This is a genomic window from Bacillus cereus group sp. BfR-BA-01330 (assembly GCF_022663885.1).
Taxonomy (GTDB): domain Bacteria; phylum Bacillota; class Bacilli; order Bacillales; family Bacillaceae_G; genus Bacillus_A; species Bacillus_A cereus.
Genome location: NZ_JAKUGK010000002.1, coordinates 445,735 through 467,269 on the forward strand (window position 1 = coordinate 445,735; position 21,535 = coordinate 467,269).

The window sequence follows — 21,535 nt, forward strand, 5'->3', positions numbered from 1 at the left end:
CTGCCTAAAGAGGTGGTGTTTGTGGGTAATGAAGAAAACGCCTGATTTTATTCTCATCATCGTAACACTTTCATTGTTGACAATCGGAATGATTATGGTTTATAGTGCGAGTGCAGTTTGGGCCTCTTATAAAATGGGGGACTCATTCTTTTTTGCAAAAAGACAATTACTGTTTGCGGGTCTTGGTGTAGTAGCTATGTTTTTTATTATGAAAATTGATTATTGGGTGTGGCGCACGTATTCAAAAGTGATTTTGCTAGTTTGCTTCATTCTTCTTATTCTCGTTCTTATTCCTGGAGTAGGTCTTGTTCGAGGAGGAGCACGAAGTTGGATTGGAATCGGGGCATTTTCGATTCAGCCGTCAGAATTTATGAAGTTTGCGATGATTATTTTCTTGGCAAAGTTTTTAGCAGAACGGCAAAAATTGATTACATCTTTTAAACGTGGTTTATTACCGGCTCTTAGTTTTGTGTTTCTTGCTTTTGGGATGATTATGTTACAGCCAGACCTTGGGACAGGAACGGTAATGGTTGGGACATGTATCATTATGATATTCATTTCGGGAGCGAGAGTTTTTCACTTTGCAATGTTTGGTTTGATTGGTGTAGCAGGATTTGTAGGGTTAATTGCATCAGCACCGTATCGAATGAAACGCATTACATCATATTTAGATCCGTGGTCAGATCCGCTCGGGAGTGGATTTCAAATTATCCAATCATTACTTGCAATTGGACCTGGTGGATTATTTGGGCTTGGACTTGGACAAAGTAGACAAAAATTTCTTTATTTACCTGAACCACAAACTGACTTTATATTTGCGATCTTATCCGAGGAATTAGGTTTTATTGGTGGTTCATTTGTGTTATTATTATTTAGTCTATTATTATGGCGCGGGATTCGTATCGCATTAGGAGCGCCAGATTTATATGGTACGTTTTTAGCAGTAGGTATTGTGGCGATGATTGCGATTCAAGTAATGATTAATGTTGGTGTTGTAACAGGACTAATGCCTGTTACGGGTATTACCTTGCCGTTTTTAAGTTATGGTGGATCAAGTTTGACATTAATGTTAATGGCAGTAGGTGTATTATTAAATATAAGTCGCCATTCTCGCTACTAAACCCTGTTTATAAGACAGGGTTTTTCGTATGTGTGTAAAAATGCAATATGTATATAGAAATAAATATAATGGAAATAAGAAAAGAGAAGCGGAGGAGTTAGTAGTGCGTGTATTAGTGAGTGGTGGGGGTACTGGTGGTCATATTTATCCAGCTCTTGCTTTAATTAGAGAAATAAAAAAGTTAAATCCAGAAGCAAGATTTTTATATATTGGTACGGAAAATGGACTAGAGAGTACAATCGTTCCAAAAGCAGGTATACCATTTCAATCTATTGTTATAAGTGGATTTAAACGAAAAATATCATTAGATAATGTGAAAACAGTAATGCGTTTTCTAAAAGGTGTACAGGATAGTAAACGATATATTCGTCGTTTTAATCCGGATATCGTAATTGGAACGGGTGGATATGTATGTGGACCAGTTGTATACGCTGCAGCCAAATTAGGTATTCCAACTATTGTACATGAACAAAATAGTGTACCAGGTGTAACGAACAAGTTTTTAAGCCGTTATGTTGATAAAGTTGCTGTTTGTTTTGAAGCAGCTATAGAGCATTTTCCGGAGTCAAAAGTGGTAATGACAGGTAATCCACGAGCATCAGAGGTAATGGAACAAAATGGAATGAAGGGGAAACGTTCAGTTGGGCTTTCTCTTCCTAAAAAGTCTGTACTTATATTTGGTGGAAGTCGTGGGGCTAGACCGATTAACGATGCCTTCGTTGAAGCAATTGAACAGTTTGGGAACAAAAGCTACGAAATACTATATGTAACAGGTGAAGTACATTATGACAAAGTGATGGAAGCCGTGAAGCAAAAAGGGAACCCAAGCAATGTTATTATTAAGCCGTTCATTCATAATATGCCAGAGGTACTAACTGGTGTAGACCTTGTTGTTTCAAGGGCTGGGGCAACAACACTTGCAGAATTAACAGCGTTAGGAAAACCAAGTGTGTTAATACCGAGTCCGTATGTAACAAATAATCATCAGGAAAAGAATGCACGTTCAGTTGTTGATAAAGGAGCGGCAAAAATGTTACTTGAAAAAGATTTAACAGCTGAAACGCTTATTCGTGATATTGATGAGATTTTATTAGATGCACAAACATTACAAAATATGAAGCTAGCTGCTAAGCAACTAGGTATTCCAGATGCAGCAAATAAGCTGTATGAAGTAATGAATAAACTTGTAAAAAAATAAAGTGAGGCTTTAATCAGTGGGGAGTGATTCTCTCTCTTTGATTATTACCTTTCACTAATCGGATGTTTACTGGTATCCTCATTCCGCCTAATTTCTTTGTTATCACCTAATTTTGATTTAGGAGCTGTACTGCCCGTAAATAGAGGGATAACGTTAGGTGAACGCCCTGCATATTATTGTCATAAGGAGACTTAATATGGGGGAGATTGTCTATGGAACAATTAGTAAATGAGCTTATAGAAGCAGACGTTGGTCGTGTTTTGGCTAACGAGCCGTTAGCACGTTATACAACTATGAAAATAGGTGGCCCAGCGGATATTTTAATTGTGCCAAAGCATGTAGCCGGTATTGAAAAAACATTACAGTTAGTAAAGCAATACAAAACGAAGTGGACTGTAATTGGTCGCGGTTCAAACCTTCTTGTATCTGATCAAGGCATAGAAGGTGTTGTTATTCGTTTAGGAGAAGGATTAGATCACTTAGAGGTCGAAAAACATAAGGTAAGAGTTGGTAGTGGATATCCTCTTATTAAATTGTCAACTTTACTTAGTCGTCAAGGGTTAGCTGGATTGGAGTTTGCAAGCGGTATTCCAGGAAGTGTCGGTGGTGCAGTATATATGAATGCAGGTGCACATAAATCGGATATATCGAGTGTATTATCGAAGGCTCTCATTCTGTTTGAAGACGGTGCAATTGACTGGTTAACGAATAAAGAATTGGAGTTTTCTTATCGGGCATCTGTATTGCAAACGAAACGTCCTGGTATTGTTTTAGAGGCGGTGTTTCAATTACAGGCGGGGAAACGTGAAGAAATTGTACGTAGCATGCAAAATAATAAAGATTACCGCCGTGAAACGCAACCATGGAATCACCCGTGTGCAGGAAGTGTATTTCGGAATCCAATCCCACATTTTGCAGGAGATTTAGTAGAAAAAGCAGGGCTTCGTGGCTATAGGATTGGTGGAGCTCAAATTTCTGAAATGCATGGCAATTTTATTGTTAATACTGGGGGAGCTTCAGCGCAAGATGTATTGTCTTTAATTGAATTAATAAAACATACAATTAAGGATAAATTTGATGTAGATATGCACACAGAAGTAGAAATCATTGGAAGATAACGGTTATTCGTTCCGCTCATTATCATTTATGTTATAATAAGAAGATAAGAACGGCATGAGGAACATGCCGTTCTTTATGTTACATAGGGGGATCGTACATGAATAATAGTAAAGTGATTAAACTACAAGATCGTGTACCAAAATTGAAAAATCAAAAGAAAAAAAACAAAAAAAATGTTAATCATCGATTGATTTTATACATATCAATTTTATTTTTATTAGTGCTCTTTTTAATTTATTTTCGGTCTCCGCTTAGTAATATAAAAAAGATTAGTGTGTTTGGAAATCACTATATGACGGATGAACAAGTAATGAAGGATTCAGGCGTGACATATGATACAAGTTATTTCCGAGTGACAGCACATAAAGCTGAAGAAAACTTAACGAAGCGAAAAGAAATTAAAGCAGTAAATGTAAAAAAACGTTTTCCAAACAATATTGATATTCATATCGAAGAATATTTAACGATTGGTTATATAAATAAAGAGGGAAAATTACAACCGTTATTAGAGAATGGAAAAACGCTTGATGTACTACCTAATGGAAAACTTCCTGTTGCAGCACCGATTTTCGAACCTTTTAAAGAAGAGAAAATGAAGGAGTTAATCGCTGAACTAGAAAAATTAACACCAGCTATTTTAAAATCTATTTCGGAGATTCGCTATTCACCAACGAATGCGAATGAAGATCATCTTACTTTATATATGAATGAAGGTTATGAAGTGAGCACTACAATTCAAAATTTCGCAAAACGTATGGAAGCCTATCCGCTTATTTTAAAAACAATTGAGCCAGGTAAGAAGGTATTAATTGACTTAGAAGTAGGTGCATATACGAAAGAATTAGGTGCGGAAGAAAAAAAAGAATAGAATGGTAGTTTTCGTTACTTATAGCAGAAAAAACGAAACGAATGTTCTATTATGTGTATACGAATTTAGAAGAATGGTTCATTTGATGAAAAATATGTAAAAATTCTTAGATTCATACTAGTATTGGTACAAGTTTCACTTTTCTATGAGTACATCTTAGTGTAGACTTATACTTGGCGGTAAACTTTACACTCGAAATAGAATTATTTCAAGATAAGCAGTTATTCATAGTTTACTGCGATATTCTTAATTGAATGCTAAATAAAAATAAGAAAAATATAGGGTTAAAAAAGGGAAACGTATAAAGACGTTGAATATTTTTCTTATAAATAGTAAAGTTGCGATTGTTGTTCCATATATTGAGTTGTATGGTATAAATAAAGAAGGAGGTGCCAAAGAATGAACAGCAATGAAATATATGTTAGTCTTGACATCGGTACATCCAATGTTAAAGTCATCATTGGTGAAATGGTTAATGACAGCTTAAACATTATTGGTGTTGGAAATGTAAAATCAAATGGTTTAAAGAAGGGATCGATAGTTGATATAGACGAGACTGTTCGATCAATTAAAAAAGCAATTGAACAAGCTGAGCGCATGGTGGGAATCCACATTGAGCAAGTTGTAGTAGGTGTCAATGCAAACCAGGTACAGCTACTTCCTTGTCACGGAGTAGTCGCTGTTTCAAATGAAGATCGTGAAATCGGGAATGAAGATGTCTTACGCGTTCTAGATGCAGCACAAGTTGTGTCAATTGCTCCAGAACGTGAGTTTATTGATGTGGTACCTCGACAGTTCATCGTAGACGGTCTTGACGAGATTAACGATCCACGCGGGATGATCGGTGTAAGATTAGAAATGGAAGGTACACTTATTACAGGCTCGAGAACTTTACTACATAACCTACTTCGTTGTGTAGAAAAAGCAGGTCTTGAAATTGTTGATATTTGTCTTCAACCTTTAGCGGCTGCAACAGTTGCAATATCTTCAGATGAAAAAAATAGAGGAGTAGCCCTTGTTGATATGGGGGGAGGATCTACAACTTTATCTATTTTTAAAGATGGAGAGTTACAAGCGACAAGCGTATTACCATTAGGTGGAGACCATATAACGAAAGATATTGCGATTGGGTTGAAAACTTCAACAGAAAATGCAGATCAAATTAAGTTGAAATATGGACATGCTTTTTATGATACAGCATCTGAAGAAGAGATGTTTACGGTTCCTATTATGGGAAGTGATCAAACAGAACAATATTCTCAGTTGGAATTATCGGATATAATAGAGGCTCGTGTAGAGGAAATTTTAATGTTTGTTCAAGATGAAGTGCGTAAGTTAGGAGTAAAGCAAGTGGCTTCTGGTTATGTACTAACTGGCGGAATTGCTTCTATGCCAGGTGTTCTTGATCTTGCATATGATATTTTACATGAAAATGTTCGTGTAGCAACTCCTGATTATATTGGTGTGCGTGAGCCCCAATATACAAGTGGAGTTGGATTAATTAAACATTCTTATCAAAAAGCTAAATTACGTGGGAAAAATGTGCAGGAAAAGCAAGAGCATTTTGAACCAGTACCAGCACCAGCACCAACGCCGGTACAACAGCAACCCACGAAACAAAAAACTCGTAATCAAAACAATAATAATCAAAATGATGACCGCATGATGTCAAAAGTAAAACGTGTATTCCGTTATTTATGGGATTAAAATTGGACACGAAAAATGAGGTTCTAGGGGGATTTCGACATGTTAGAGTTTGATACTACTCAAGATCAATTAGCGAATATAAAAGTTATCGGTGTCGGCGGTGGCGGAAACAATGCTGTAAACCGTATGATTGAACACGGTGTACAAGGTGTAGACTTTATCGCTGTGAACACTGATGCACAAGCATTAAATCTATCAAAAGCTGAAACAAAAATGCAAATTGGTGGAAAATTAACGCGTGGACTTGGTGCAGGCGCAAACCCTGAAGTAGGGAAAAAAGCTGCAGAAGAAAGTAAAGAACAGATCCAAGAAGCACTTCGTGGTGCGGATATGGTCTTCGTAACTGCCGGTATGGGCGGTGGAACTGGAACTGGTGCAGCTCCAGTTGTTGCTCAAGTTGCAAAAGAATTAGGTGCTTTAACAGTAGGTGTTGTAACACGTCCATTTACTTTTGAAGGACGTAAGCGTGCGACGCAAGCAGCATCTGGTATTGCAGCATTTAAAGAAAATGTAGATACTCTTATTGTAATTCCAAACGATCGCTTATTAGAGATTGTTGATAAAAATACGCCAATGTTAGAAGCATTCCGTGAAGCTGATAACGTATTACGTCAAGGTGTTCAAGGTATTTCGGATTTAATTGCAACGCCAGGTTTAATTAACTTAGACTTTGCAGACGTAAAGACAATTATGTCTAATAGAGGTTCTGCTTTAATGGGTATTGGTTCTGGTAATGGGGAAAATCGTGCTGCAGAAGCTGCGAAAAAAGCGATTTCTAGCCCATTACTAGAAACATCTATTGATGGAGCTCAAGGTGTTATCATGAACATTACGGGTGGCGCTAACTTAAGCTTATATGAAGTACAAGAAGCGGCAGACATCGTAGCTTCAGCTTCAGATCCAGAAGTAAATATGATCTTCGGTTCTGTTATTAACGAAGGATTAAAAGATGATATCGTTGTAACTGTAATTGCAACTGGTTTTGATGATAGCATTGCAACTCAACCACCAAAACCAATTATTCGTCCGAATGCGAACCACACGCAACAACAGCAACAACCAGTAGCTCAACCTTCAAAACAGCGTGAAGTAAAACGTGAAATGAAGCGTGAAGAGCCAGTTGTACATGAGCGTCATTCAGATTCAGATGATATCGATATTCCAGCATTTTTACGTAACCGTCGTAGACGATAAAAAAAGGAGCTTTCATGCTCCTTTTTATTTTTTATGGAAAAGACCTGCTAAGCAGGTCTTTTTTTATTTCGTATATTTCAATATATTTTGTTTGTGAAAATAAGAGTATATCATTCTATGAATTTGTACTTTTATTTTTTACCGACAGATTATGTCTAGAAATCACAAAATAACAAAAAAACACCTCCGCAAATTGACACACTTTCCTATTGGATATGCATTATACTAGTCTCAACTTGAAAAAAGAGGTGAATTGTTTGGTTGTTTACGCCGACGTTGTTTGGTTGTTAAACGCCTGCATTGATTTTCTTTTGCTTTTATTAACAGCTACCGTGTTAAAAAAGAAAATCAAAAGATGGAGGCTTGTGTTAGGGGCATTTATAGGTTCAACTATTGTTATTTTTGCCTTTACTCCTTTTGCTTCTATGATGACACATCCAATTATGAAACTACTGTACTCGTTACTTATTGTGTATACAGCATTTGGGTTTACGACATTTAGAAATTATGCACAAACTGTTTTTACTTTTTACTTTGTAACCTTTATGGTTGGCGGAGGATTAATTGGAACTCATTTCTTTTTGCAAACGAATGAAATGGTAAATGGATTGGTTCAATCTCAGTCAATTTCTTACGGTGATCCAATTAGTTGGTTATTTGTTATTTTTGGTTTTCCAGTAATTTATTATTTTTCTAAAAAGCGTATTGAAAGCGTAGAGGTCACGAAAATACACTATGATCAAATTGTGAAAGTAAAAATTCAATTAGCCGAAGAAGAACTAGAACTCGCAGGTCTTATTGACAGTGGGAACCAACTTTATGACCCATTAACAAAAACACCTGTTATGATTATGCATGTTTCATCATTAGAACATTGCTTACCATCTTGGTTAACAGAACAAATTTATTCCAAAACAGAAATTCCTCAAATACCAGAAAATGATTCTGGTTGGGCGACCAAATTACGCTTAATTCCTTTCCGTGCAGTAGGAGTAGAGAGTCAATTTTTGTGGGCAATTAAGCCTGACAGTGTGCAAGTTGACCATGAAGGTAGTTCTATTGTTGTAAACAAAGTATTAATTGGATTAAATACACAACAGCTGTCTACTAATGGGGAGTATCAATGTATTGTGCATCCAAAAATGTTGATTTCGCAAAAAATGGTGATCGCTTAATAAATGAGAGGCGGGATAATATGATGAAATTAAAATTTTATTTAGTATACCTTTGGTATAAAGTATTGCTGAAATTAGGAATTAAGACCGATGAAATTTATTATATTGGTGGAAGTGAAGCGTTGCCACCACCGTTAACAAAAGAAGAAGAGGAAGTTCTTTTGAATAAATTGCCAAAAGGAGATCAGGCAGCAAGGTCATTACTTATTGAACGTAACTTAAGGCTCGTTGTATATATAGCAAGAAAGTTTGAAAATACAGGGATAAATATTGAAGATTTGATTAGTATAGGAACAATCGGCCTTATTAAAGCGGTAAATACATTTAATCCAGAAAAGAAAATAAAATTAGCAACATATGCATCGCGTTGTATAGAAAATGAAATTTTAATGCATTTACGTCGAAATAACAAAAATCGTTCGGAAGTTTCTTTTGATGAACCACTAAACATTGATTGGGATGGGAATGAACTGTTATTGTCTGACGTGTTAGGTACAGATGATGATATTATTACAAAAGATTTAGAAGCTACTGTAGATCGTCACCTTTTAATGAAAGCATTACACCAATTAAATGATCGTGAAAAACAAATTATGGAACTTCGGTTTGGGCTTGCTGGAGGAGAGGAAAAGACGCAAAAAGATGTGGCTGATATGCTTGGGATTTCACAGTCATACATTTCGCGTTTAGAAAAAAGAATTATAAAAAGATTACGAAAAGAATTTAATAAAATGGTGTAAAGAATAAGACCAGCCGTTATGTAGGCTGGTCTTATTCTATTTAGTTGTATTAGGAAAGATAATTTAAATAATAAATCGTGAAAAAACCACATGCATAAAATCCCCTTCAAAGGAAATACTTTACACTGTACAGCAACTCCCGATAGGAGGGAACACTTTGACGAGAAACAAAGTAGAAATTTGCGGTGTTGATACAGCTAAACTTCCAGTATTAAAAAATGAAGAGATGCGTAAATTATTTCGTGAAATGCAAAGTGGAGAGATAAGCGCAAGAGAAAAATTAGTGAATGGAAACTTACGTCTTGTACTGAGCGTCATCCAAAGATTTAATAACAGAGGAGAATATGTTGACGATTTATTTCAAGTTGGTTGCATCGGACTTATGAAATCAATTGATAATTTTGATTTAGGCCAAAATGTAAAATTTTCAACGTATGCTGTGCCGATGATTATTGGGGAAATACGCAGATATTTGCGTGATAATAATCCGATTCGCGTATCGCGCTCATTGCGAGATATTGCGTATAAAGCTTTGCAAGTAAGAGAAAAATTGATTGCAGAAAATTCAAAAGAACCAACAGCAATGGATATTGCAAAAGTGCTAGAAGTAACTCATGAAGAGATAGTATTTGCTTTAGATGCGATTCAAGATCCAGTTTCATTATTTGAACCGATTTATAATGATGGGGGAGATCCTATCTTTGTTATGGATCAGTTAAGTGATGAAAAACAAAAGGACGAGCAGTGGGTTGAAGAATTAGCATTGAAAGAAGGAATGAAGCGTTTAAATGATAGAGAGAAAATGATTATTAGAAAACGTTTCTTCCAAGGAAAGACACAGATGGAAGTTGCAGAAGAAATTGGGATTTCCCAAGCGCAAGTATCACGTTTAGAGAAGTCAGCCATTAAACAAATGAATAAAACGATTCAAGGATAAGGTCTCACCAATTATGGTGAGACCTTTTTATATGTAATATGGTTTGTGCTCATAGTAGGGGATTAGTGTTCATATAATGAAACTAGCATGGTGTTTCGTATAGGTGGCTTCCTGTAAATATGAGAAACAGTTTCCAATTTGTCATATAAGGGAGAGGATAAAAATGGTGATACGAATTTCAGAGTTACAGATGAAGGATGTTATAAATATTTCAGATGGAAAAAGGATTGGGAATATTGGAGATATTGAAATTGATATGAACACAGGGAAAATTTGTTCTGTTATTATTTCCAAACAGACACGTATGCTAGGTATTTTTGGAAAAGATGTTGAGATTGTAATTCCTTGGAAGGAAATTGTGAAAATTGGGGAAGATGTCATACTTGTAAGAGTAAATCCTGTTAATTCTGTAACAGAATCAATACAAACACCGACAATTTCATAAAGAATATTACAAATTCCTCTTTTTTTTCTGTTAGGATTATGAAAAAATAAAAGTATGGTAAAATAGACAGGAAGTACCATGCTTTTTTCTGTTATTTTAATTAAAAGGAGCCGCTTTATTATGAGAGAACCATTTAAATATGTGGACGGTATACTGTATTTACAAGCGTGGAAAGAACTTGGAAACATTACTGCTGGATTTACGACAAAAGATGGTGGGATAAGTACGGGCTCCTTTCATGCGATGAATTTAGGATTACATGTGAATGATATCGTGGAGAACGTTCATGAAAACAGACGCATTTTAGCAAATAAGTTACAAAAACCATTAGAAAACTGGATTTGCTCTGAACAAGTTCATGCTCATCATGTTGAAAAAGTAGGGCAACAGGAAAAGGGAAGTGGTGTCTATTCATATGAGGACGGCATTTCAAAAACAGATGGCATTTATACGAGTAATGAAGATGTTCTGTTAACGTCTTGTTACGCGGATTGTGTTCCGCTCTATTTTTATGCACCATCACATGGTATGATAGGACTTGCGCATGCTGGATGGAAAGGCACTGTACAAGAGATTGCAAAGGAAATGATTCAAAAGTGGAATGCAGAAGGTATTTCAAGTGATGAAATTCATGTTGCAATTGGGCCGTCGATCGGATCTTGTTGTTATGTTGTGGATGATCGTGTATTAACAGCAGCACAGGAAGTAGTTAGCGGTGCTGTTCCTCATCAAAAAATTTCTGACGGGCAGTACGCAATTAATTTAAAAGAAATTAATCGTATATTATGTGTACAAGCAGGCATAAAAGAAGAGCATATTGTAATGTCATCTCTTTGTACAAGCTGTGAAGAGCAACTATTTTTCTCTCATCGTCGTGATCAAGGTAAGACAGGAAGAATGTTGAGTTTCATAGGTTTTAAGGAGGAAGGAAGCAAGTGACAGTACAAGAAAATTTAGTAATTGTAAATGAAGCTATTAAAGAATCTTGCGCTCGAGCTGGACGTTCGTTGCAAGATATTAAACTTGTTGCAGTTACAAAAACTGTAGGGATTGAAAAAACAAACGAAGTAATTGAAGCTGGAATTATCGATTTAGGTGAAAATAGAAATGAAGGTTTCTTACAGAAATACGAGCATTTCGGTTCAAAAGTTAATTGGCACTTTATTGGCTCATTACAAACGAGAAAAGTAAAAGAAATCATTAATGAAATTGATTATTTACATTCGTTAGATCGTCTTTCGCTGGCGAAAGAAATTCAGAAACGTGCTGATAAGAAAGTGAAATGCTTTATTCAAGTGAAAACCTCATCTGAAGAATCGAAGCAAGGATTGGCAATAGAAGAGGTTGTTTCTTTTATTCAAAGTTTGCAAGAATTCGATAAAATTGAAGTGGTTGGACTAATGACGATGGCTCCATTTACAGAAGAAGAGGAAGAAATCAGACGCTGTTTTAAGGAATTACGTATGCTGCAAACAGAGGTGCAGGAGCTAGAGTTATTACATGCGCCATGTAAAGAATTATCAATGGGAATGTCCAACGATTACACAATTGCAATTGAAGAAGGGGCTACATATATTCGTTTGGGAACGATTTTAGTAGGAAAAGCGTAAAAGGAAGGAGAATCTTATTATGAGTTGGTCAAAAGTAAAATACTTCTTTTTTGATACACCGGAAGAAAAAGAAGCAGCTCAATATGGTTATGAAAAGGAGCAAACAGACATGAAAAAGCAGCAAGATCCACCAGAACAACAAGACGTTACGTTTCCGAAAGCGCAACCGAAGCAAAATGTTGTGAGTATTGAAACAGCAAAACAATCTTCAAAAGTTGTTTTATTAGAACCACGCACATATTCGGAAGCACAAGGGATTGCGGACCACTTAAAAGGTAGACGAGCTGTTGTAATTAATTTGCAGAGAATGTCTACTGATCAAGCGGTACGTATCGTTGACTTTTTAAGTGGTACTGTATACGCTATAGGCGGGGACATTCAAAAAATAGGGCCGAAAACATTTATGTGTACACCTGAAAATGTAGATATTGTTGGTGCGATTTCAGAGTTATTCGGTGAAGAAGAAGAAACAAATATAAAGAGGTGGTAATACGCCATGACAACAGTTTTTATAGTGTTAAGTTATGCTATCGAGATTTACTCGTGGGCACTTATTATTTACATTCTCCTATCATGGTTTCCTGGTGCAAAGGAATCATCTTTTGGAGAGTTCCTGGCACGTATTTGTGAACCGTATTTAGAACCATTCCGCCGCTTTATTCCGCCGCTTGGAATGATTGATATTTCTCCAATCGTTGCGATCTTTGCGTTGAAACTTGCTAAAACTGGTTTGTTCAGTTTATTAAGCTATTTCTTATAGTAAGAAGGTAAATACATGAGCATCTACGAACATTTTAGGCCTGATGAGGAGGTCTTTGTGGATAAAGTGCTAGAGTGGAAGCGAGCGGCGGAGTACCATCAAGTGAAGTTAACGGATTTTCTGGATCCTAGGCAACAACAAATTGTTTCTATGGTAATAGGACAAGGTGATGTTGCTGTACAATTTGGTGGTGCAACGCCTAATGCAGAGCGTAAAAGAGCACTTATTTATCCAGACTATCTAGAATTAAATGAAGAAGAATTTCAAGTAGAAGTATTAGAAATTGACTATCCTTCCAAGTTTTATACGCTAGAACATAGGCAAATATTAGGTACATTTATGTCTCTTGGTTTAACAAGAGAAAAATGTGGTGATATTTTGCTGCAAGAAAATCGTGCCCAAATTGTAGTTGCGAAAGAAATTGTATCGTATATTGAGATGAACTTACAATCAATAGGGAAAGTAAAAGTCTCTTTAGCGTCAGTGCAAGGAGAACAAATTCTACAGATAGATGAAACGTGGGGAGAGAAATCTGGAACGGTTTCTTCACTTCGTTTAGATGTTATGTTAGCTGAAATGTTACATTTATCTAGACAGAAAGTACAACCTTTCATAAAAAATGGTTTAGTAAAAGTCAATTGGAAAACAGTGGAGCAAACTTCTTATGAATGCTATCCAGGAGATGTTTTTTCTGTTAGAGGATATGGCCGAAGTAAATTATTTTCTGTAGAAGGTAGAACAAAACGCGACAAATGGAGAATTTTGTATGGTATACTAAAATGATTGGTTTTTTAGAAGGAAATCCTCCTATTTTGTCGAAGAAAAGATATAATTGAAAGAGGAAATTTAGATAACTACTTGGAGGTGGCGTTGTGCCGTTAACACCATTAGATATTCATAACAAAGAATTTGGTCGCGGATTCCGTGGCTATGATGAAGATCAAGTAAATGAGTTTCTTGATCAAATTATCAAAGATTATGAATTGGTCATTCGTGAGAAAAAAGCTTTAGAAGAAAAAGTTGCGCAGTTAGAAGGGAAGTTAGATCATTTCTCTAATATTGAAGATACGTTAAACAAATCTATCGTCGTTGCACAAGAAGCAGCGGAAGAAGTAAAACGTAATGCGCAAAAAGAAGCGAAATTAATTGTGCGTGAAGCTGAAAAGAATGCTGATCGTATTATTAACGAAGCATTAGTAAAATCAAGAAAAGTTGCTTTTGATATTGAAGAGCTAAAGAAACAAGCGAAAGTATTCCGAACTCGTTTCCGTATGTTATTAGAAACACAGCTTGAGATGTTAAACAACGATGATTGGGATAAACTAATTGAATTAGAAGACGAAGTAGATGAACTGTTGAAAAAAGAAGAAACAGTGTAAGCTTGACGTTTTTCTCATTATTACATATAATTTTAAACAACATATTTATTAAGAAAAACGAAGATAGGGATAAGTACCTTTTCAAACCTTATATAGCGAACTGAGGATGGTGTAAGCTCAGGATAAGGAGATAGTGGGAATATCACCCTGGAGTTCCGCGCTGAACAAATAGAGTAAGCGTAGGCGTGTATTCGCGTTAAGAATATAAAGAGGATTCTATACATATGTATATGATCTACTAGGGTGGTACCGCGGGAGACTTTCTCGTCCCTTTTTGGGATGAGAAGGTCTCTTTTTTATTCCGTTTTTTAAGTGTTTCTTTTATACATGTAAGGAGGAATTGAGCATGGAGTACAAAAATACATTACTGATGCCAAAAACAGAGTTCCCAATGCGTGGGAATTTACCAAAACGTGAGCCTGCAATGCAAGAAAAATGGGCTGAAATGAATATTTACGAAAAAGTACAAGAACATACAAAAGGACGTCCTTTATTTGTATTGCATGATGGACCTCCATATGCGAATGGTGACATTCATATGGGACATGCATTAAATAAAGTATTAAAAGACTTTATTGTTCGTTATAAATCAATGACTGGTTTTAGTGCGCCATATGTTCCAGGATGGGATACGCACGGTTTACCAATTGAACAAGCTTTAACAAATAAAGGTGTAAAACGTAAAGAAATGACAGTTGCTGAGTTCCGTAAGTTATGTGCAGAGTATGCATATGAACAAGTAGAACGTCAACGTGAACAATTTAAGCGTCTAGGTGTACGTGCAGATTGGGATAATCCATATATTACTTTAGAGCCAGCTTATGAAGCACAACAAATCAAAGTGTTTGGTGACATGGCGAAAAAAGGTTATATCTATAAAGGTCAAAAACCAGTTTACTGGTCTCCAACGAGTGAATCTGCTTTAGCGGAAGCTGAAATTGAATATCAAGATAAAAAATCAGCATCTATTTACGTAGCATTCCCTGTAAAAGATGGAAAGAACGTATTAGAAGGTGATGAAAAGTACATCATTTGGACAACGACACCTTGGACATTACCTGCAAACTTAGGTATTTCTGTTCACCCAGAGCTTGAATATAGCATTGTAAAAGTAAACGATGAGAAATATATCATTGCTTCTGAGCTGTTTGAGACAGTTGCAAAAACGTTAGAGTGGGAAAATGCTGAAGTTGTGAAAACAGTAAAAGGTAGCGAACTTGAGTACACAGTTGCAAAACATCCATTCTACGATCGTGATTCATTAGTTATGCTAGGAGACCACGTAACAACAGATGCAGGTACAGGTTGTGTTCATACAGCACCAGGACACGGGGAAGATGACTTCGTTGTTGGTAAAAAGTATGGATTAGAAGTACTTTGCCCAGTCGATGATAAAGGTGTATTAACAAATGAGGCACCTGGATTTGAAGGCTTATTCTATGATAAAGCTAATAAACCAATTACAGAAAAATTAGAAGAAGTAGGCGCGTTACTGAAACTAACATTCATTACACATTCATACCCACATGATTGGAGAACGAAAAAACCAATTATTTTCCGTGCGACAGCACAGTGGTTTGCATCTATTGAAGCATTCCGTAAAGAATTAATAGAAGCTGTAGCAGAAACAAAATGGGTACCAGCATGGGGAGAAACTCGTCTTCATAATATGGTTCGTGACCGTGGTGACTGGTGTATTTCTCGTCAGCGTGCATGGGGTGTGCCAATTCCGGTATTCTATGCTGAGAATGGTGATCCAATTATTACGGATGAAACAATTAACCATGTAGCAGATTTATTCCGTGAACACGGTTCTAACGTATGGTTCGAGCGTGAAGCGAAAGATCTATTACCAGAAGGATTTACACATCCAGGTAGCCCAAATGGCGAATTCCGTAAAGAAACAGACATCATGGATGTATGGTTCGATTCAGGTTCTTCTCACCAAGCGGTATTAGAAGAGCGCGAAGATTTACAGCGTCCAGCTGATTTATATTTAGAAGGATCTGACCAGTATCGTGGTTGGTTTAACTCTTCATTATCAACAGCAGTTGCTGTAACAGGTAAAGCTCCATATAAAGGCGTACTAAGTCACGGTTTCGTACTAGATGGTGAAGGACGTAAGATGAGTAAGTCGATTGGAAACATTGTCGTACCGAAGAAAATTATGGATCAATTAGGCGGAGACATTTTACGCTTATGGGTATCTTCTGTTGACTATCAATCTGACGTACGTATTTCAGATGATATTTTAAAACAAGTAGCAGAAGTGTATCGTAAAATCCGTAACACATTCCGTTTCTTATTAGGAAACTTAGACGACTTTAAGCCAAGTGAAAATGCAGTAGCTGTAGCTGAACTTCGTGAAGTAGATCGTTACATGTTAGTGAAATTAAATGACTTAATTACAAAAGTTAAAGAAGCATATGAGACATACGACTTCGCTGCTGTGTATCATGCAATTCATAACTTCTGTACAATTGATTTAAGTTCATTCTATTTAGACTTTGCAAAAGACATTTTATATATTGAAGGTGCAAACCACGAAGATCGTCGTGCGATTCAAACTGTATTATATGATGTTCTTGTTGCGTTAACGAAACTTGTAACACCAATCTTACCGCATACAGCTGATGAAGTATGGCCATACATTCCAGGCGTAACAGAAGAAAGTGTACAATTAACTGATATGCCAGAAGCTGTACAATTAGATGACGCGGAAGCGTTAAAAACAAAATGGGATGCATTTATGACATTACGTGATGACGTGTTAAAAGCACTAGAAGTAGCTCGTAATGAAAAAGTAATCGGTAAGTCATTAAATGCAAGCATTACGCTATATCCAACTGCAGAAATGAAAGCTATGTTAGAGTCTATTAGCGAAGACTTAAAGCAATTATTCATCGTTTCTGAGTATAAACTTGGTGGTATGATGGATGAAGCGCCAGCAGATGCACCGAAGTATGAACATACAGCGGTTGTTGTTGCTCAAGCAACTGGTGAAACATGTGAACGTTGTTGGGTAGTTTCAGAAACAATTGGTAAAGATGCTGAACATGAAACATTATGTGAGCGTTGTGCAACAGTTGTTAAAGAAAACTATGTAAAATAATAAAAAAAGCTGACTGCTATTGATGCAGTCAGTTTTTTTGTTGATGGCATATCAAAATCACTTTCAGACTCTTTCCTGTGAAGGAAAAATGTGTGTGAGGTAAGCAAATAAATTTCGGACACACTAACTGTACATTACAGCTAGGAGGAATGTACACGTGAATGAAATTTACATGGAAATAAAAGAAGAATTGCAATTGATGAGAAAAGAGTTGCAAGAGAGACTAGCTAAAGAAGTAATGCACAAATATGATGTCGAGTTCAGCCAAGAGCTTGGATATGAAATTAAGGAAGAGATAAAGAAAAAATTGCTATTACATGATATAAAAGAGGATTTAAAGGATGTAGAACGCGCATTATTTAAAATGGAAATAGACATGTATGGTATTTGTGAAGAGACGGGGAGATTAATTTCGACAAAGCAAATGAAGACAATGCCGACTGCCCGTACGATTCATGAATTCTTTTATGAAAAGGTAAATGTATGAATACGCACAACGATATTATATTACCTTTTTTTAATTTATTTTATTCTTCTATAAAGGTTCATTGTGAAAAGGTAGCAGCTATGCTAAAATTTTGAGGTACACTGTCTTTGTGGGGGAAATGAAAATGATATATTATGTAATAGCGTTATTCGTCATTGCTATCGATCAAATATCGAAGTGGTTAATTGTAAAGAACATGGAATTGGGTACGAGTATTCCGATTATCGACAATGTATTATACATAACATCACATCGAAATAGAGGCGCTGCTTGGGGTATTTTAGAAAATAAAATGTGGTTCTTCTACATTATTACAGTTGTTTTTGTAGTGTTTATTGTATTTTATATGAAAAAGTATGCGAAAACAGACAAGCTTCTAGGTATTTCGTTAGGCCTAATTTTGGGCGGGGCAATTGGTAACTTTATTGATCGTGTATTTAGACAAGAAGTAGTGGATTTCATTCACGTGTATATTTTCTCGTACAACTATCCAGTATTCAATATAGCTGATTCAGCATTATGTATTGGTGTTGTATTAATTATTATTCAAACATTATTAGAAGGCAAGAAAGCGAAGGAGTAATTGAATGAGTGAAGTAGTACAAGTAACAGTTGCAGCAGAGCAAAAAAATGAGCGAATTGATAAATTCGTTGCAGGGATAAATAACGAATGGTCACGTACGCAAGTGCAGCAATGGATTAAAGATGACGTTGTGACAGTAAACGGGAAAGCGGTAAAAGGGAATTATAAAGTAAAAGAAGAAGATGAAATTACAGTAACAATTCCTGAACCAGAAGAGTTAGATATTCAACCAGAGGATTTAAATTTAGAAATTTATTATGAAGATGCAGATGTGCTTGTTGTAAATAAGCCACGTGGTATGGTTGTACATCCAGCACCAGGGCATACAAGTGGTACACTTGTAAATGGCCTTATGCATCATTGTACAGACTTATCAGGCATTAACGGTGTAATGCGTCCAGGTATCGTGCATCGTATTGATAAAGATACATCTGGACTATTAATGGTTGCTAAAAATGATATGGCACATGAATCGCTTGTGAATCAGCTTGTAGCAAAAACAGTAACGAGACGTTACAAAGCGATTGTACACGGTGTGATTCCGCATGATAAGGGAACGATTGATGCTCCGATTGCTCGTGATAAGAAAGAGCGTCAAAGTATGACAGTTGATGAAAATGGTAAGAACGCTGTTACGCACTTCCAAGTGTTAGAACGCTTTAAAGACTTTACACTTGTAGAATGTCGCTTAGAAACGGGACGTACGCACCAAATTCGTGTTCATATGAAATATATTGGCTATCCACTTGCAGGAGATCCGAAGTATGGTCCGAAGAAAACGTTAGATATGAATGGACAAGCACTTCATGCGGGTATTTTAGGCTTTGATCATCCTCGTACGGGTGAATATATTCAGTTTGAGGCACCGATTCCAGAAGTGTTTGAAGACGCATTAAATATTTTACGAAAATAGTATTGACAAATCATAAGAAAACTGAGATACTGACAACAGTTAAATAATGATCCTTTAACACAGCCCCGTGAGGTTGAGAAGGTAACGGTTTGAAATACTTAGGGTATGTTGTACCCTTTTTTCAAAAGTCCTCTCGCACACGCTGAGAGGACTTTTTTTATACCATTACTCTCACGCAAGAAAAAGCTTGGAGGTGTAGAGCATGCAAGAGAAAGCTGTCGTTTTAGATGACCAAATGATTCGCCGCGCTTTAACACGAATTAGTCATGAAATCGTGGAACGAAATAAAGGTGTCGATAATTGTGTTCTTGTCGGAATTAAAACTCGTGGAATTTTTATTGCACAACGTTTAGCAGAACGAATTGGTCAAATTGAAGGAAAAGAAATGGAAGTTGGAGAGTTAGACATTACGTTATATCGTGATGATTTAACACTACAAACGAAAAATAAAGAACCACTTGTAAAAGGTTCTGATATCCCTGTAGATATTACGAAGAAAAAAGTTATCCTTGTGGATGACGTATTATATACAGGAAGAACAGTTCGAGCAGCAATGGATGCTCTTATGGATTTAGGTAGACCATCTCAAATCCAATTGGCGGTTCTTGTTGATAGAGGTCATCGCGAATTACCAATTCGCGCTGATTATGTAGGGAAGAATATTCCAACATCAAGTGAAGAGCGTATCGAAGTTGATTTGCAAGAGACAGATCAACAAGATCGAGTAAGCATATACGATAAGTAAAGCCCTTTTAAATGTAGTCCTGTGAGGCTGCCAAAGGGTCTTGGCTTTCATATGTCAAATTTGGCATACGAAAGTGTAGGACTCTTTGTGCACAGGCACAAAGAGTTTTTTTATTGCAAAGATTTAAACTGAAGGAGGATGTAACAATGGAACAAAAGCCAGTGTTAGACGTTAATGAAGTACCGAAACCGGGAAAATGGTTATTTTTAAGTATACAACATTTGTTCGCGATGTTTGGATCAACAGTGCTTGTTCCGTTTTTAACAGGATTGAATCCATCAGTAGCATTAATATCAAGTGGATTAGGAACGTTAGCGTTCCTTCTTATAACGAAAGGTCAAGTACCTGCTTATCTAGGATCATCATTCGCCTTTATCGCACCGATTATAACAGCGAAAACGGCAGGTGGACCGGGAGCGGCAATGCTTGGTGGTTTGCTAGCAGGACTTGTGTACATCTTAATCTCACTCGGAATTAAGAAATCAGGATCAGAGTGGATTATGAAATTACTACCACCAATCGTAGTTGGTCCAGTAGTAATGGTAATCGGTCTAGCTTTAGCACATACAGCAGTTAACATGGCGATGAACGGTGCGGATGGCAAATATAGCTTTACACACTTTTCAGTAGCGTTAGTAACATTAGCAATTACAATTATATGCTCGATATTTGGAAGAGGATTTTTCAGTATCATACCAGTGTTACTTGGCATTATCGGCGGATATATCTTCGCTTACTTCCAAGGGCTAGTAGACTTAAAGCCGGTAGCTGAGGCAAAATGGTTTGTTGTACCAGATTTCACAGTACCATTTGTAACATACACACCAGAGTTTTCATGGAAGATTGTACTCTTGATGGTACCAGTTGCACTAGTAACAATATCAGAACATATCGGACATCAAATTGTTCTTGGAAATGTTATTAAAAGAGATTTAATTGAAAAACCAGGTTTACACCGTTCAATCTTCGGTGACGGAGTAGCAACATTAATCGCGTCACTAATCGGTGGGCCACCGAATACAACGTATGGTGAAAACATCGGTGTGCTAGCAATTACGAGAGCATACAGTGTATACTTATTCATCGGTTCAGCAGTATTCGCAATCATGTTTGGATTTATCGGTAAGATTTCTGCACTGATTCATTCGATCCCAACACCAGTTATGGGTGGTGTATCAATCTTACTATTCGGTGTAATCGCATCAAGCGGATTACGCATGATGGTAGATGATAAAACAGATTTAAGTGACAAACGAAACTTAATGATTGCATCAGTAATATTAGTAATTGGTATTGGTGGAGCGGTACTTCACGTAGGAGAATCATTCCAAGTAGAAGGAATGGCACTAGCAGCAATTGTAGGTGTACTGTTAAATCTACTACTACCGGAAACGAAACAAATAAAACAATCTAAGCAGATTGCTTCATAATAATAACCTTTTA

At 36.5% G+C, this 21,535-nt stretch carries 22 protein-coding genes and 1 other annotated feature; all 22 genes read left to right on the forward strand.

Annotated features, from left to right (window positions below; translation table 11 throughout):
• The first annotated feature begins 28 nt into the window (after positions 1 to 28).
• Entirely contained in the window at positions 29 to 1,120 is a 1,092-nt protein-coding gene (gene spoVE, locus MR112_RS08205; RefSeq protein WP_000753520.1) for a stage V sporulation protein E, read from the forward strand.
• 103 nt (positions 1,121 to 1,223) lie between these two features.
• Positions 1,224 to 2,318, forward strand: coding sequence for an undecaprenyldiphospho-muramoylpentapeptide beta-N-acetylglucosaminyltransferase (gene murG / locus MR112_RS08210; RefSeq protein ID WP_025689214.1), 1,095 nt, complete (start codon positions 1,224 to 1,226; stop codon positions 2,316 to 2,318).
• Positions 2,319 to 2,530: 212 nt separating this feature from the next.
• A complete protein-coding gene (murB, locus tag MR112_RS08215; RefSeq protein ID WP_000437018.1) occupies positions 2,531 to 3,436 on the forward strand; it encodes a UDP-N-acetylmuramate dehydrogenase in 906 nt (301 codons plus the stop codon).
• A 98-nt stretch (positions 3,437 to 3,534) separates the two neighbouring features.
• A complete protein-coding gene (gene divIB / locus MR112_RS08220) occupies positions 3,535 to 4,305 on the forward strand; it encodes a cell division protein DivIB (protein ID WP_001065793.1) in 771 nt (256 codons plus the stop codon).
• 399 nt (positions 4,306 to 4,704) lie between these two features.
• On the forward strand, positions 4,705 to 6,012 hold the full coding sequence (ftsA, locus tag MR112_RS08225) for a cell division protein FtsA (RefSeq protein ID WP_001087558.1): 1,308 nt from the start codon (positions 4,705 to 4,707) through the stop codon (positions 6,010 to 6,012).
• Positions 6,013 to 6,051: 39 nt separating this feature from the next.
• Positions 6,052 to 7,206, forward strand: coding sequence for a cell division protein FtsZ (gene ftsZ, locus MR112_RS08230; RefSeq protein ID WP_000888984.1), 1,155 nt, complete (start codon positions 6,052 to 6,054; stop codon positions 7,204 to 7,206).
• Positions 7,207 to 7,463: 257 nt separating this feature from the next.
• The gene (gene spoIIGA, locus MR112_RS08235; protein ID WP_000261975.1) at positions 7,464 to 8,381 is read left to right on the forward strand and encodes a sigma-E processing peptidase SpoIIGA; all 918 of its coding nucleotides are present in this window, start codon (positions 7,464 to 7,466) and stop codon (positions 8,379 to 8,381) included.
• Between the two features lie 20 nt (positions 8,382 to 8,401).
• Positions 8,402 to 9,121 (forward strand): RNA polymerase sporulation sigma factor SigE, encoded by a 720-nt coding sequence (sigE, locus tag MR112_RS08240; RefSeq protein WP_000976948.1) that lies wholly within the window; start codon positions 8,402 to 8,404, stop codon positions 9,119 to 9,121.
• Positions 9,122 to 9,278: 157 nt separating this feature from the next.
• A complete protein-coding gene (gene sigG / locus MR112_RS08245) occupies positions 9,279 to 10,058 on the forward strand; it encodes an RNA polymerase sporulation sigma factor SigG (protein ID WP_000197755.1) in 780 nt (259 codons plus the stop codon).
• A gap of 163 nt (positions 10,059 to 10,221) precedes the next feature.
• Positions 10,222 to 10,503 carry a YlmC/YmxH family sporulation protein gene (locus MR112_RS08250; protein WP_000236745.1) on the forward strand — a complete coding sequence of 94 codons (282 nt, stop codon included), beginning with the start codon at positions 10,222 to 10,224 and terminating at the stop codon, positions 10,501 to 10,503.
• A 120-nt stretch (positions 10,504 to 10,623) separates the two neighbouring features.
• A complete protein-coding gene (gene pgeF, locus MR112_RS08255) occupies positions 10,624 to 11,442 on the forward strand; it encodes a peptidoglycan editing factor PgeF (protein WP_001209008.1) in 819 nt (272 codons plus the stop codon).
• Complete coding sequence (locus MR112_RS08260) at positions 11,439 to 12,113, forward strand: YggS family pyridoxal phosphate-dependent enzyme (protein ID WP_000218005.1); 675 nt, start codon at positions 11,439 to 11,441, stop codon at positions 12,111 to 12,113. Before pgeF ends, MR112_RS08260 begins: the two co-directional genes overlap by 4 nt.
• A gap of 19 nt (positions 12,114 to 12,132) precedes the next feature.
• Complete coding sequence (locus tag MR112_RS08265; RefSeq protein ID WP_000119129.1) at positions 12,133 to 12,603, forward strand: cell division protein SepF; 471 nt, start codon at positions 12,133 to 12,135, stop codon at positions 12,601 to 12,603.
• A 6-nt stretch (positions 12,604 to 12,609) separates the two neighbouring features.
• Positions 12,610 to 12,873, forward strand: a complete 264-nt coding sequence (locus tag MR112_RS08270; RefSeq protein ID WP_000214233.1) for a YggT family protein — start codon at positions 12,610 to 12,612, stop codon at positions 12,871 to 12,873.
• A 15-nt stretch (positions 12,874 to 12,888) separates the two neighbouring features.
• Positions 12,889 to 13,656 carry a YlmH family RNA-binding protein gene (locus tag MR112_RS08275; RefSeq protein ID WP_002164454.1) on the forward strand — a complete coding sequence of 256 codons (768 nt, stop codon included), beginning with the start codon at positions 12,889 to 12,891 and terminating at the stop codon, positions 13,654 to 13,656.
• A gap of 89 nt (positions 13,657 to 13,745) precedes the next feature.
• Positions 13,746 to 14,252 carry a septum site-determining protein DivIVA gene (gene divIVA, locus MR112_RS08280; RefSeq protein WP_001131611.1) on the forward strand — a complete coding sequence of 169 codons (507 nt, stop codon included), beginning with the start codon at positions 13,746 to 13,748 and terminating at the stop codon, positions 14,250 to 14,252.
• A 51-nt stretch (positions 14,253 to 14,303) separates the two neighbouring features.
• Positions 14,304 to 14,527 (forward strand) — a binding site (T-box leader).
• Between the two features lie 71 nt (positions 14,528 to 14,598).
• Positions 14,599 to 17,364, forward strand: coding sequence for an isoleucine--tRNA ligase (gene ileS2, locus MR112_RS08285; protein ID WP_000455951.1), 2,766 nt, complete (start codon positions 14,599 to 14,601; stop codon positions 17,362 to 17,364).
• Between the two features lie 157 nt (positions 17,365 to 17,521).
• Positions 17,522 to 17,851: a TraR/DksA C4-type zinc finger protein gene (locus tag MR112_RS08290; protein WP_001002956.1), complete on the forward strand. Its 330-nt coding sequence runs from the start codon at positions 17,522 to 17,524 to the stop codon at positions 17,849 to 17,851.
• Between the two features lie 124 nt (positions 17,852 to 17,975).
• Entirely contained in the window at positions 17,976 to 18,434 is a 459-nt protein-coding gene (lspA, locus tag MR112_RS08295; RefSeq protein WP_000642180.1) for a lipoprotein signal peptidase LspA, read from the forward strand.
• Between the two features lie 4 nt (positions 18,435 to 18,438).
• On the forward strand, positions 18,439 to 19,347 hold the full coding sequence (locus tag MR112_RS08300; protein ID WP_000005829.1) for an RluA family pseudouridine synthase: 909 nt from the start codon (positions 18,439 to 18,441) through the stop codon (positions 19,345 to 19,347).
• A 202-nt stretch (positions 19,348 to 19,549) separates the two neighbouring features.
• Positions 19,550 to 20,092, forward strand: a complete 543-nt coding sequence (pyrR, locus tag MR112_RS08305; protein ID WP_242244880.1) for a bifunctional pyrimidine operon transcriptional regulator/uracil phosphoribosyltransferase — start codon at positions 19,550 to 19,552, stop codon at positions 20,090 to 20,092.
• 146 nt (positions 20,093 to 20,238) lie between these two features.
• Positions 20,239 to 21,522: a uracil permease gene (uraA, locus tag MR112_RS08310; RefSeq protein ID WP_000435928.1), complete on the forward strand. Its 1,284-nt coding sequence runs from the start codon at positions 20,239 to 20,241 to the stop codon at positions 21,520 to 21,522.
• Positions 21,523 to 21,535: the final 13 nt, after the last annotated feature.

Excerpts from the sequence above, each read along its gene's own strand:
- spoVE (WP_000753520.1), top strand. The coding sequence starts at position 29 with ATGAAGAAAACGCCTGATTTTATTCTCATCATCGTAACACTTTCATTG.
- murB (WP_000437018.1), top strand. The coding sequence starts at position 2,531 with ATGGAACAATTAGTAAATGAGCTTATAGAAGCAGACGTTGGTCGTGTT.
- divIB (WP_001065793.1), top strand. The coding sequence starts at position 3,535 with ATGAATAATAGTAAAGTGATTAAACTACAAGATCGTGTACCAAAATTG.
- ftsA (WP_001087558.1), top strand. The coding sequence starts at position 4,705 with ATGAACAGCAATGAAATATATGTTAGTCTTGACATCGGTACATCCAAT.
- ftsZ (WP_000888984.1), top strand. The coding sequence starts at position 6,052 with ATGTTAGAGTTTGATACTACTCAAGATCAATTAGCGAATATAAAAGTT.
- sigE (WP_000976948.1), top strand. The coding sequence starts at position 8,402 with ATGATGAAATTAAAATTTTATTTAGTATACCTTTGGTATAAAGTATTG.
- MR112_RS08250 (WP_000236745.1), top strand. The coding sequence starts at position 10,222 with ATGGTGATACGAATTTCAGAGTTACAGATGAAGGATGTTATAAATATT.
- pgeF (WP_001209008.1), top strand. The coding sequence starts at position 10,624 with ATGAGAGAACCATTTAAATATGTGGACGGTATACTGTATTTACAAGCG.
- MR112_RS08265 (WP_000119129.1), top strand. The coding sequence starts at position 12,133 with ATGAGTTGGTCAAAAGTAAAATACTTCTTTTTTGATACACCGGAAGAA.
- MR112_RS08270 (WP_000214233.1), top strand. The coding sequence starts at position 12,610 with ATGACAACAGTTTTTATAGTGTTAAGTTATGCTATCGAGATTTACTCG.
- MR112_RS08275 (WP_002164454.1), top strand. The coding sequence starts at position 12,889 with ATGAGCATCTACGAACATTTTAGGCCTGATGAGGAGGTCTTTGTGGAT.
- ileS2 (WP_000455951.1), top strand. The coding sequence starts at position 14,599 with ATGGAGTACAAAAATACATTACTGATGCCAAAAACAGAGTTCCCAATG.
- lspA (WP_000642180.1), top strand. The coding sequence starts at position 17,976 with ATGATATATTATGTAATAGCGTTATTCGTCATTGCTATCGATCAAATA.
- MR112_RS08300 (WP_000005829.1), top strand. The coding sequence starts at position 18,439 with ATGAGTGAAGTAGTACAAGTAACAGTTGCAGCAGAGCAAAAAAATGAG.
- pyrR (WP_242244880.1), top strand. The coding sequence starts at position 19,550 with ATGCAAGAGAAAGCTGTCGTTTTAGATGACCAAATGATTCGCCGCGCT.
- uraA (WP_000435928.1), top strand. The coding sequence starts at position 20,239 with ATGGAACAAAAGCCAGTGTTAGACGTTAATGAAGTACCGAAACCGGGA.